We start from the raw sequence: 12826 nt of genomic DNA on the forward strand, positions 1-12826 counted from the left end.
TCCTTACTGTTTTGGAATGCGAATCGAAATCCGGCTGCCCTCCCGGTAGACGCTCTCCAGCTCCAGGCCGTATGGCGACCCGAAGTAGAGCCGAATCCGGTGGTGGACGTTGAGCAGGCCGAAGCCGCCTTCATGATCGTCCGTCTGCGGGGCCAGGGAGTCGATCGGCTTCTCCAATTGTTCGCGCAGCTCCGCGAGCCGCTCGGGCTTCATCCCGATGCCGTCGTCCGTCACGGTCAGGACGATATCCTTGCCCTCGACGTAACCGCCGACGGTGATGCGTCCTTGGCCGCGCTTGTTCTTGATGCCGTGGTAGAGCGCGTTCTCGATGAGCGGCTGCAGCGTCATTTTGAGCATCGGGTACACCTGCAGTTCGGGATCGACCTCGATCTCGTACCGTAGAATATCGTGGTACCGCATCTGCTGGATGACCAAATAGTTGTGGGCATGCTCGAGCTCGGTCTTGATCGTCACCCAATCGCGGCCTTTGTTCAGGCTGAGCCGGAAGAAGCGGGACAGCGCCTTGACCATCTTGATAACGCTTTCTTTTTTCTCCGCCTCCGCCATCCAGATAATCGAATCGAGCGTGTTGTACAGAAAATGCGGGTTGATCTGCGCCTGCAGCGTGCGGAGCTCCGCCATCCGCTTCAGCTCCTGCTCATGCCGATTGTTGTCGATCAGGCTCTTGATCTTCTCGAGCATGATGTTGAAGCTGTTGCCCAGATCGGCGATCTCGTCCGTCCCGGTCGGCGCGACCTTCGCGTCCAAGTAACCGCCCGCGGCTTTGCGCATCTTGTTCATCAGTACTTGGATCGGCCGGGTGAGACGGTTGGTCAGGAAGAAGTAGAGGGTGAGCGCGAACACGGCGCTGAGCAGCACGCTGACGATGATGAGTTGCCGGATGCCGTTGGCCTCCGCGATGATTTCCTGGAAGGGCGCCACGCCGACGATTTTCCAGCCGGTCACCTTCGACGTGCTGTAGACGACGAATTGCGGCTTGGATTTGGTCGACAGGACGAAGCCGTCCTGTTCCGCGGCCATCGGCTGCTCGGCGATCTGCGCTAGCACGGCGGTCGAAGCTTGCTCGGCCTTCGGCTCGAACACCGCCTTGCCGTACGGATCGTTTATATAGAAGAAGCCGGTCTGGCCGATCGTCGTATTCGCGAGAAAGTCGTCGATCATCGCTTCGTTCAGGTCGATGACGATAAACCCGATCACCTCGTGCGTAATGCGCTGCTTGATCGCCGCGATGATTGAAAGCGCCTTCTGGTTCGGGTAGTCGAAGCCGTCCAGCCGGTTGAACTCCGAAGCGGCCGACTGCGGAATGCGCAGGACGGCGTCGGGATATTGCGTGACATATTGAAAATACGGATTCCGAAGCGGGTTGCGCTCCAGTTGAAAGACGCCCCTCCGTTCGCTGATCCCTTTGCCGTAAAAGTTGACCATCGCGATGTTCAGCACCTTGTCGTATTTGTACGTCTCCCGGTACAGTTTGAACGTCTGCAGGATGGACTTGGCTTCCTGGTAGGTTTCGGATTGCGAATAGAGGAATTGCAGCACCTGCGGGTTTTTGCCCATCTCCAGAATGCGCTCGGTGTCTTCGAACAGCATATCCAAGTTGCGGGCCAGCTGATCGGCGGCCAGCCGGGTCGACGCTTTGCTGTGATCGGAGACGGCCGTGTAGGACTTCTGATAGGAGATCAACCCGACCGCCAGCAGCGGGACCGCGGTCAGTATAATAAACATGCTCAGCAGTTTGGCCCGAAGGCTGGATGAGATCCAGGTGACGACGTTCATTGTGTTCCTCCGGTATATAAGTTGAGCAGTAGTTTCTAAATCAAGTGATGCTGCGCAAGAGAGATGATCTCTCGATATAAGCTGATTGGTTTGCGTTCACTGTCGAGAGACAGGGAATGCAGCATTCAGCGACACGCTGTTGTTCACGGATATCCTGAATGTAATTGAATAGGGTCGATATCCGTTCACAAAGGCGACCACTAACGTTTCTCCATATTCATCTCTCTTTCTCCGCACTTGCTCAGAAACTCTAACTCTAACTCTAACTTATATAGATTTTTTTTATTATAGCATGGTTTATCCCGCTTTTAAGGCCTTCGCGGGATAGTGCACTTTTCACGAAAAAAATTACAATTCGCGCTGGGCGCTTCGGCGAACATTCCTAAATTAATGAAACGAACGCGAAACGCAGCCCATATTAGCGCTCTCCCGGCCGGCGCTATACTGAGTTCACACCCGATCACGGTGAACCACAAAGGGAGGCTTAACCACGAATGAGACCAAAGAAAAAATGGGGACTGGCTTTATCGCTTGCCGTTATGATGAGTGTTGTAACCGCTTGCGGAGGCGGCAACGGCGGAAATACGAATAACGGGAACACGGGAGGCAATGAAGCGGCAACGACCGCGCCTGCCAATAACGGCGGAGGCAATGCGGCTGCCGGCGACAAGAAGATTACGCTCGGCTTCGCCCAAGTCGGCGCGGAGAGCGGCTGGCGGACGGCGAATACGAAGTCGATCCAGGATTCGGCCAAGGAAGCCGGCTACGAGCTGAAATTCTCGGACGCTCAGCAGAAGCAGGAGAACCAGATCAAGGCAATTCGCTCGTACATCCAGCAGAAGGTCGACGTCATCGCGTTCTCGCCGGTCGTCGAATCGGGCTGGGATACGGTGCTGAAGGAAGCGAAGGACGCGGGCATTCCGGTCATCCTGACCGACCGCGCGGTCGATTCGGCCGACAAGACGCTGTACAAAACGTTCATCGGCTCCGACTTCGTCGAAGAAGGACGCAAAGCCGGCCAATGGCTGGCCGACAAGTACAAGGACTCGTCCGAAGACGTCAACATCGTCGAGCTGCAGGGCACGACGGGCTCCGCGCCGGCGAACGATCGCAAAGCCGGCTTCGAGGAGAAGATCGCCGCCAATCCGAAGCTGAAGGTCATCGCATCCCAGACCGGCGACTTCACGCGCGCCAAAGGCAAGGAAGTCATGCAGGCGTTCCTGAAAGCTCATAAGGACATCGACGTTCTGTACGCGCACAACGACGACATGGCGCTCGGCGCGATCCAAGCGATCGAAGCCGCGGGCCTGAAGCCGGGCGAAGACATCGTCATCATCTCGGTCGACGCGGTCAAGGACGGCATGCAGGCTGCCGCGGACGGCAAAATCAACTTCATCGTCGAGTGTAACCCGCTGCTCGGGCCGCAGCTGATGGAAGCGGTGCAAGCGGTCGTCGACGGCAAAGAGATCGAGGCGCGCATCGTCACCGAAGAGACGACGTTCACGTCGGAACAAGCCAAAGAAGCGCTGCCATCCCGCCAATACTAATCGGATGCAGATCACGAAGACAAGTTCATCGGCCCGCTGCTTGGGCCGGGGGACTTGTCTTCTGAATAAAGGAGAGGAATCGACGTGAAGGAGCATGCCCCGATTTTGCAAATGACGGGAATTACGAAACGCTTCCCCGGCGTCAAGGCGCTGTCGAACGTGGACTTTCGGCTGTTCCCGGGCGAAGTGCACGCGTTAATGGGCGAGAACGGCGCGGGCAAATCGACGCTGATCAAAGTGCTGACCGGCGTTTATTCCATCGATGAAGGCAGCGTTCTGATGGAAGGCAAGGCCGTCTCGATCTCGGGTCCGCTGGCGGCGCAGAAGGCCGGGATCAGCACCGTGTATCAAGAGGTCAACCTGTGTCCGAATTTGACCGTCGCCGAGAACATCTACATCGGCCGCGAGCCGCGGAAGTTCGGGCGCATTCAGTGGAAGAAGATGAACCAGGACGCGGAGCGGCTGCTCAAGGAACGGTTGAACCTGACCATCGACGTCGCGGTGCCGCTGCAGACGTATTCGGTCGCGATTCAACAGCTGATCGCGATCGCGCGGGCGCTCAGCATTTCCGCCAAGGTGCTCATTCTGGACGAACCGACGTCCAGCTTGGATCAGACCGAGGTGCAGCAGCTGTTCCGCATCATGCGCAAGCTGAAGAGCGAGGGACTGGCGATTCTGTTCGTCACCCACTTCCTGGATCAAGTGTACGAGATGTCGGACCGGCTTACGGTGCTCCGGGGCGGCGAGCTGGAAGGGGAATATATGGCCGCCGAGCTGCCGAGGTTCGAGCTCGTGCTGAAGATGATCGGCAAAGACTTGAAGCTGCTGGAGGAGCTGCCGAAGCTGTCCGCCGAGACGCAGAATTCGGCAGGCCAGACGATGCTGACCGCATCTAGCCTTGGACGCAAAGGCGCGATCAAGCCGTTCGATCTCACGATTCGCAAAGGCGAAGTCGTCGGCTTGGCCGGCCTGCTCGGATCGGGCCGGACGGAGATCGCGAGGCTGCTGTTCGGCGTCGATCGCAGCGACGAAGGGAAGCTTGCGGTGGCGGGCGGCGGGGGCGTCAAGTCGCCGCGGGGCGCGATCGACCAAGGCATCGCCTTCTGCTCGGAGAACCGCAAGACGGAGGGCATTATCGACGATTTGACCGTGCGCGAGAACATCATATTGGCTTTCCAGGCGACCCGGGGCTGGTTCCGGCCGCTGCCGCGGAAGAAGCAGGACGAGATCGCGGAGAAGTATATCCGGATGCTCAATATTAATCCGCCGAATCCCGAACATCTGATCAAGAACTTGAGCGGCGGCAATCAGCAGAAGGTGCTGCTCGCCCGCTGGCTGCTGACCGAGCCGGATCTGCTCATTCTCGACGAGCCGACGCGTGGCATCGATATCGGCGCCAAGGCCGAAATCCAGAAGCTGGTGCTGTCGCTCGCGAATCAGGGCATGTCGGTGCTGTTCATCTCGTCCGAGCTGGAAGAAGTGATCCGGGTGAGCGACCGGGTGGCCGTGCTCCGGGACCGGGCGATCGTGCGGGAAATAAGCGGCGAGCAAATCAACCAGCAGCAAATTATGCAAGCGATGGCAGGGGGATAAGACTATGGGGGGCAAGCTGGTCCGGCATCATCTGTTCTGGCCGCTGTGCGTACTAGGCGCATTACTATTATTCAATCTTCTTTATTCGCCGGATTTCTTCTCGCTCGTGCTGCGAGATGGCAATCTGTACGGAAGTCTCATCGATATTCTCAATTTCGGCGCGCCGCTCATCCTCGTCTCGATCGGGATGACGCTCGTCATCGCGACCGGCGGCATCGATCTGTCCGTCGGCTCGATCGTCGCGATCTCGGGCGCCATCGCGTGCCTGTCGATCAGCAAGGGGACGGATCAAAGCTCGATTATGCTCGTCTTGACCGCGGTCGGCGCTTCCGTCCTGCTGTCGCTCGTGCTGGGGCTCTGGAACGGGGCGCTCGTCACCGTCACCCGGATTCAGCCGATCATCGCCACGCTTATCCTGATGGTGGCCGGGCGGGGCATCGCGCAGCTCATTACGAGCGGGCAGATCATTACCGTCTCCAATCCGAACTATGAATATATCGGCGCGGGCTCGCTGGCCGCCTTGCCGTTCTCTATTTTTATCGTGGCGGGGATGCTCGTGCTCGCCTCGCTGCTGACGCGCCGGACGGCGCTCGGCTTGTTCATCGAATCGGTCGGCAGCAACGCGAACGCGAGCCGGCTGGCGGGCTTGCGCTCGCGTACGGTCATTCTGGCGGTCTACGTATTCTGCGGTTTGTGCGCGGGAATCGCGGGTCTGATCTTAAGCGCCAACGTATCCAGCGCGGACGGCAACAACGCGGGGCTCTGGTATGAGCTGGACGCGATTCTGGCGGTCGTCATCGGCGGCACGTCGCTGAACGGCGGCCGGTTCTATCTGATAGGCACCGTCGTCGGCGCCCTTATTATCCAGACGCTTACGACCACGATCTACATGATCGGCGTGCCGCCGGAGATTACGCTCGTCGTCAAGGCGTTCGTCGTCCTCGCCGTCTGCTTGATCCAATCCGAGGCGTTCCGCAAGACGCTGAAGCTTCGGTGGAAGAAACGGCATTACCCGGCCGAACAGGAGGTTACCCGCCATGCTTAACCGCAAATACGTCCCGATTCTCGTCACCTTCGGCCTGTTGGCCGTCATGTTCGCGGCGGGCTCGTTCCGGTATACCGGATTTTTCTCCGCGCAGGTGCTGTTCAACCTGCTGATCGACAACGCGTTCCTCATTATTACGGCCGTCGGCATGACCTTCGTCATCGTCGCGGGCGGGATCGACCTGTCGGTCGGCTCCGTCATCGCCCTGACGACGATGGTGAGCGCGAGCTTGGTCGAACAGCACGGCTGGTCGCCGGCGGTCGTCATTCCGCTCGTGCTCGTCATGGGCGCGACGTTCGGCACGATCATGGGCGCGATCATTCATTATTTCAAGATCCAGCCGTTCATCGTGACGCTGGCCGGGATGTTCCTCGCCCGCGGCTTGTGCTACATCATCAGCATCGATACGATTACGATTACGAACGGCTTCTTCACGAAGGTCGCCCAGACGAAAATCGCGCTGCCCGGCGACAGCTTCATCTCGATCAACGTCGTCATCGCGCTCGCGGTCGTGGCAGGGGCCATCTATCTGGCGCACTACACGCGGTTCGGCCGCAACGCGTACGCGATCGGGGGCAGCGAGCAGTCCGCGCTGCTCATGGGCTTGCCCGTGGCGCGCACGAAGATTCTGATCTATGCGTTCAGCGGTTTCTGCTCCGCGCTCGCCGGCGTGGTGTTCACGTTCTATATGCTCTCCGGCTACGGACTGCATGCGATGGGGCTCGAACTCGACACGATCGCGGCGGTCGTCATCGGCGGCACGCTGCTGACGGGCGGCGTCGGTTACGTCGCGGGCACGTTCATCGGCGTGTTGATCCAAGGGGTTATCCAAACTATAATAAGCTTCGAAGGCACGCTGAGCTCGTGGTGGACGAAGATCGTCATCGGATTGCTCTTGTTCGTCTTCATTCTATTCCAGCGGTTATTGAGCGAACGACGAGTTTCGCTGAAGACATAAGTTATTAATCGGTTCGTCTGAGGAATCGGGCGGTGCCGGAGAGGGGGCGGAACATGAGGAAAGCGGTCCATGCGCTACTGTTGGGCATTATCGCGGCGTTCGCCGTGTTCGCGCTGCAAGGCTGCAGCGGGAATAACGCCGATTCGCCCCCTGCGCCGGCCGGGACCGCGGAGGTCCAGACCGATGCATTACCCTCGTTCGGCGATTGGCTGCAGACGTCGGTTTCCGAGACCGCCAAGCCGGAGACGCCCATTACGCTCGGCTTCTCGCAGCTCGGCAAGGAGAGCGCTTGGCGCGTCGCCAACACGGCGTCCGTGCAGGAAGCGGCGGCGGAATCCGGCATCCGGCTCGTCATGAAGAACGCGGAGCAATCGCAGAAGAAGCAGTTCGAGGCGATTCGGGACTTTATTCAGATGAAGGTGGACGTCATCGCGATCGCGCCCGTCGTGGAGTCGGGCTGGGAGGATATTCTGCGCGAGGTCAAGGCGGCCGGCATTCCGGTCGTCATCCTGGATCGCTCCGTGAACGTGAAGGATACGTCGCTGTTCGTCACGACGATCGGGTCGAATTTTTATGAAGAGGGCGCCAAGGCGGGGAAATATTTGCTCGATCGGTTGCGCCACCTGCCGGGGCCGATCCGAATCGCCGAGCTCCAGGGGACGAGCGGATCGGCGCCTTCCATTCAGCGCGGGGAAGGGTTTCGCAGCGTCGTGTCCGCCCGCGAAGACATGAGCATCACGCAGAGCGCGCCGGCCGATTTCACCGAGGACAAGGGCAGGGCGATCATGCGCGGCTTCCTGCAGGCGCCGGCCGAGAAGCGGCCGCACGTCCTGTTCGCGCACAATGACGACATGGCGCTCGGCGCGATCGACGCGATCGAGGAAGCCGGCCTGAAGCCGGGCGAGGATATTCTCGTCCTCTCGGTGGACGGCTCGCGCCGCGCGCTCGAGCAGCTGGCGGCGGGCAAACTGAACGCCGTCGTCGAATGCAATCCGCTCATCGGCCCGCAGCTCATGCAGGCGGCGAAGGAAATCATGGCCGGCCGGACGCTGCCGAAGCGAATGGTGCCGCCGGAGGATATTTTCACGCAGGAGCGGGCGGCCGAGGCCGTGAACGGTCGGAAGTTTTAGGGGCAAAGGCAAACGGTGCGTCTCTATAATTGAAGTAGAGGTAATCGCCGGCAACTCCGTCTACATCGCGTCGATGAGCAACCATTGGACGATTAGCGGCTGTGCACATCAGCACAGCCGCTAGTTCTGCACCTGCAACAGCAGCAACAATTCTTTATGCTGAAGCCTACGTTAGTCGATGCAGATTTCATAGCTATCCTGTATGCTTGTAGGAATGGACAGAAAAATTCGTTCAATGATGAAGTAAGGGGACGCAATAAATGCAAAGACATGTTCGATTAAACATAAAAGGATTGGCTTCTGATTTGTCGGAGATCGCGGAAATTGTGGCAGGCAAGGTGGATGACATTACCTCGCATACTATCGATTATGGTTTTATCACCGTAAATAGCGATAAGGCCAGAGAAGGGTATCCCGTATTATTAAAACTAATTGAAGAACGCAAACTGGAGTACTTTTATGCGGAAAATCGGAGCTATACTAAGAACGAGATGGAAGCAGCCGCCTTCTTTCATATGAATGTTCCTTATCTGTGGGAGCAGCCTGAAAGGGATGCCATGTATTACGGAACGCAATTCAACAACCACAATATGGACTGCGAGTGCCAATGGCAGCAAGTATCCGAGTTAAAACTAGATGTTAAGAAAATGAAGAAGTGGCATCTCGTCACGATGGCTCCGCAGTTTGTCGTAACCGAGCAAGCGAAGAATGCCATCGTGGATAATGGGCTTACAGGATGCGAATTTTCGCCGACCCATGATTATAAAGGTCGGGAGCTAGGCGCTGTTTATCAGATGCACATCACCAGTATCCTTCCGCCATTAAACCCGCGAACGCGAATAGAAACAGATTATCGCCATGCGCGATGTCCTCACTGCGTCAGCGGCGTATTTCCGAGATCGGAGCTGATTTACGAGCAAGGCGATTTTTCGGCGGCGCAGGACTTTAATTTGACGTATGAGCGGCTTAATGGCTTAGTAGTCAGGGAGATGGTGATTAGTTGGAACGCAAGGAATATTTTCAAAGCCAATAAAATAAAAGTGCATGGTTATGAGCCGGTTGCTCTTCTTTAGCGTGCTGCAATTGGACGGCGAAAGTGTGAGAAGTGTCGCAGGCGGCAGACAAGTGGGACTCCATTCGCGGAAATCTTGTACGAAGTACCGCCGGCGGCGGACCGGGATTGTGCGCATTCGATTAAGGTTCGGTATTTGTGAGGAGAGATGGAGAGTAAGCGCGCTCCACGCTAGGTAAACGGGAAGCAGCCTCAGGGGACAGGGGCTGCCTGTTTGCATTGAAATCGGAGCAAGTCGGTACGCAGTGGCAGCGGGAATAATCTCCGAGGCGGCTGGGTATACTTGGTCTAATTATGGTAGACGGAGTTAAATGGGAGTGGGAATCGTGGCGAATGTATGGGCAAAGTTCGCATCGGGCCATAAAGATTACTATATATTGCTGATCTCGGTCCTCCTCTCGCTATCGGGCACGCTGTGGGTGCTCAAGACGAGCTGGAAGTACTATGGGCGATTGTATGCGATCGCGGCGTTGGCGGGGAGCGTCATTTGCGCGTTATTCGTCGGGCTTGGCTATTATCGATTCGATTCGCTGCTGATCCCGGTGCTGAAGCTTCCGGTCTTCCTGCTGCTTACGCTGTTCCCCTTCTATGTGCTCTTCGGCGTGAAATACAGCCCCAAGCCGTGGCCTTGGAAAATCCCGTTCTATTGGGGCATCGTCCATATCGGCGTCTTCTTCGAAACGATGCTCGTGGAATTCACCGACATCATCCAGTTCAAGTCCAAATGGGACATTTGGGATTCGTACACCTGGTGGTGGATCTTTCTGCTGGTGTTCGAATACGTAGGCGCGCTCTGCGTGCCGGATGAGGTTCGCAGGCCGATCGACAAGCATCTGTTTCATTTCGGGAAGGTCGGATGGCTGGTGCTCCATTTTATTTTGATTTTGACCATATTCATGGCGGGCTATTACGTGGGGAAGGTCACCTAAACGGGTCGCGAGCAGCGGGCGGTCGCGGCGGTTGTCAATTATAGTTCCGCCCATGGCCGCGCATGTTTAACCACATCCGGGAAACAGTATTACGGGAGGTGTGCGGCATGGATCTCGAACAAGCCCGTCAATTCGAACAAATCCGGCAGTCGAAGCTGGAAGAAGCGGAGACGATACAACGCTACTGGTTGCAGCACTCGAACATGGATACGTGGCAGTTCTGGCTGCTTGCCGTGCTCTTCGTCGTCCCTCTGATCGTGGTGTTATGGAAGATGGATCGAAGCAGAGCGTTCCTGCTCGGGTTTTTCGGCTTGAACGTGCATATATGGTTCAGCTATATCGATACCTTCGGCGTGGAGCGTGGCATGTGGGGCTACCCGTATAAATTCGTGCCATTCCTGCCGGAAAGCATCACGTTGGATACTTCCCTTGTGCCGGTGACGTTCATGCTGCTGTACCAATGGTGCATGAATACGCGGCGCAACTTCTACTTGTTCGGGATCGCGCTGTGCGGGGCGTATTCGTTCATCCTGAAGCCGATCATGGTTCAGTTGGATCTCTTCCAAATGTACAGGGGCATGAATTTCGTGTACCTGTTTCTATTATACGGTCTTGTCTTCGGCTTATCCGTTGGCGTCACGGCGTTCTTCATGGCGCTGCGCAAAACCGGCGGCGACGGATCCTCCAAGTCCAGATGGTTCATTAAGTTACCGGGTCGCAATTCGTTTCGGGTCAAAGTAAAATAACGTCCATAGCGTCAAGAACAAAGAGCAGCTGCCGGAGCTGCTCTTTTTGATTTGTTCACCGGACGGGACATTTTTGAATAAAGGTATCTTATAAGCGGGACGCTTCCAGCCGATATATAGGTATAGCAAGGGAGCCGAATGTGGAGATTTCCTGACATTGGTTAGACTGCCGGAAATAATTTGAGGTACTTGGCAGTACCAATTATTTTAATCTATTAACAATAGTGATAAACTAAGAGAAGGTAAATACGTTGATTCATCAACACGCGGTGTGACGTGGTCGCGCCCCTTGCTTACTTGCTGTAGCTCCTAAGCAGGAGCGCCTACATCCTTTCTGCAATGCTTAGGTATGCGATTCTTAGGGGATAAGGAAGGTAATCATGAGCAGTCAAACGAAAACAGACGTTATCTTAATTGGTGCCGGAATCATGAGCGCAACGTTGGGGGCGCTGCTGAAGGAACTAGCGCCGGAATGGAAGATTACGGTGTTCGAGCGCCGCGCGGTCGCGGGCGAAGAGAGCTCCAACGAATGGAACAACGCGGGCACGGGACACGCTTCCCTCTGCGAGTTGAACTACACGACGGAGAAGCCGGACGGAACCGTCGACATTAGCAAGGCGATCAAAGTCAACGAAGAATATCAGGTTTCCAAGCAGTTCTGGTCTTATCTGGTCAATAGCAAACTGATTCGCAACCCACGGGACTTCATCGTCTCCGTACCTCATATGAGTTTCGTTCAAGGGAATAAAGACGTCGACTTCTTGCGCAAACGCTACGCGGCCATGTCGGTCAATCCGTTGTTCGCGGGAATGGAGTTCTCCGAAGATCCGAGCAAGCTGGCCCAATGGATTCCGCTGATGATGAATAACCGCGGCGCGAATCAGCCGATCGCGGCGACGAGAAGCGAAGCCGGAACGGACGTCAACTTTGGCGCTCTGACGCGCATGATGCTCGACCACCTCGAGAGCAAGAACGTCGACATTCAGTATAACCGTCAAGTAGACGACATCAAGCGCGCGGGCGACGGCTCATGGGAATTGAAGGTTCGCAATGCCGGCAGCGGCGCGGTCGAGCGCCATACGGCGAAGTTCGTCTTCGTCGGCGGCGGCGGCGGCAGCCTGCATCTGCTCCAGAAATCCGGCATTCCGGAAGGCAAGAGCATCGGCGGCTTCCCTGTCAGCGGTCTGTTCATGGTGTGCAAGAACCCGAATGTTGTCAAGCAGCACAATGCGAAAGTGTACGGCCAAGCGCCGGTCGGCGCGCCTCCGATGTCCGTTCCGCATCTGGACACGCGGCTCATCGAAGGCAAGGAATCGCTGCTGTTCGGGCCATTCGCCGGCTTTACGCCGAAGTTCCTGAAGTTCGGCTCTAACCTGGATCTGTTCAAGTCGATCAAGCCGCATAATCTCGTCACGATGATGGCGGCAGGCGTGAAGAACATGTCGCTCACCACGTACCTGATCAAGCAGTTGATGCTGTCCAAAGAGCAGCGGATGGAAGAGCTGCGGCAGTTCATCCCGAACGCCAAGAGCGAGGATTGGGAATTGATCGTCGCCGGCCAGCGCGTGCAGATCATCAAGGATACGGCCGCCGGCAAAGGCACGCTGCAATTCGGCACGGAGGTCATCAGCGCCGCCGACGGTTCGATCGCCGCGCTGCTCGGCGCTTCGCCGGGCGCGTCCACCGCGGTGTCCGTCATGCTCGAGGTCATCGAGAAGTGTTTCCCGCAGCAAGCGAAGGCATGGGCGCCGAAGATCAAAGAAATGATTCCATCGTATGGTCAGTCGTTGTTGAAGAATCCGGCACTTATTCGCGAAATTCATGCCTCGACGTCGCAAACCCTCGGTCTGGTCGATCCTGTATCGGCGGCGAACAGCGACGAACCGAGCCGCAACGAAGTATTGATCTAATTCATAAACAGGGAGCTGGTGCCATCGGGCATCGGCTCCCTATTTTATTGTTCGGCGGAGGATTCGTCGCGGCGGGCGTATCGAACCGGAACTTTTTGG

10 protein-coding genes are annotated in these 12826 nt (G+C 56.9%); 9 read left to right on the forward strand and 1 reads right to left on the reverse strand.

Annotated elements, in window-relative coordinates:
• Window positions 1-3: 3 nt before the first annotated feature.
• Window positions 4-1797, reverse strand: a complete 1794-nt coding sequence (locus tag BCM02_RS14220) for a sensor histidine kinase (RefSeq protein WP_148929779.1) — start codon at window positions 1795-1797, stop codon at window positions 4-6.
• A gap of 494 nt (window positions 1798-2291) precedes the next feature.
• Between BCM02_RS14220 and BCM02_RS14225 the strand changes: the two genes are divergently transcribed.
• The 9 genes from BCM02_RS14225 (at window position 2292) to BCM02_RS14265 (ending at window position 12727) form a co-directional block, all read left to right on the forward strand.
• Entirely contained in the window at window positions 2292-3344 is a 1053-nt protein-coding gene (locus tag BCM02_RS14225; protein WP_187434217.1) for an ABC transporter substrate-binding protein, read from the forward strand.
• 84 nt (window positions 3345-3428) lie between these two features.
• A complete protein-coding gene (locus tag BCM02_RS14230; RefSeq protein ID WP_148929780.1) occupies window positions 3429-4937 on the forward strand; it encodes a sugar ABC transporter ATP-binding protein in 1509 nt (502 codons plus the stop codon).
• 4 nt (window positions 4938-4941) lie between these two features.
• Entirely contained in the window at window positions 4942-5982 is a 1041-nt protein-coding gene (locus BCM02_RS14235) for an ABC transporter permease (protein WP_148929781.1), read from the forward strand.
• A complete protein-coding gene (yjfF, locus tag BCM02_RS14240; RefSeq protein ID WP_148929782.1) occupies window positions 5975-6940 on the forward strand; it encodes a galactofuranose ABC transporter, permease protein YjfF in 966 nt (321 codons plus the stop codon). The genes BCM02_RS14235 and yjfF overlap by 8 nt, the downstream gene beginning before the upstream one ends.
• A gap of 53 nt (window positions 6941-6993) precedes the next feature.
• Entirely contained in the window at window positions 6994-8070 is a 1077-nt protein-coding gene (locus BCM02_RS14245; protein WP_148929783.1) for an ABC transporter substrate-binding protein, read from the forward strand.
• A 260-nt stretch (window positions 8071-8330) separates the two neighbouring features.
• Window positions 8331-9143 (forward strand): hypothetical protein, encoded by an 813-nt coding sequence (locus BCM02_RS14250; protein ID WP_148929784.1) that lies wholly within the window; start codon window positions 8331-8333, stop codon window positions 9141-9143.
• 325 nt (window positions 9144-9468) lie between these two features.
• Window positions 9469-10071 (forward strand): CBO0543 family protein, encoded by a 603-nt coding sequence (locus tag BCM02_RS14255; protein ID WP_148929785.1) that lies wholly within the window; start codon window positions 9469-9471, stop codon window positions 10069-10071.
• A gap of 107 nt (window positions 10072-10178) precedes the next feature.
• A complete protein-coding gene (locus BCM02_RS14260; protein WP_148929786.1) occupies window positions 10179-10817 on the forward strand; it encodes a CBO0543 family protein in 639 nt (212 codons plus the stop codon).
• Window positions 10818-11197: 380 nt separating this feature from the next.
• Window positions 11198-12727 carry a malate:quinone oxidoreductase gene (locus tag BCM02_RS14265; protein ID WP_425466177.1) on the forward strand — a complete coding sequence of 510 codons (1530 nt, stop codon included), beginning with the start codon at window positions 11198-11200 and terminating at the stop codon, window positions 12725-12727.
• Window positions 12728-12826: the final 99 nt, after the last annotated feature.

Origin of the sequence: Paenibacillus methanolicus (assembly GCF_008124765.1) — a bacterium.
In the GTDB taxonomy this organism is placed as follows: Bacteria; Bacillota; Bacilli; order Paenibacillales; family Paenibacillaceae; genus Paenibacillus_Z; species Paenibacillus_Z methanolicus.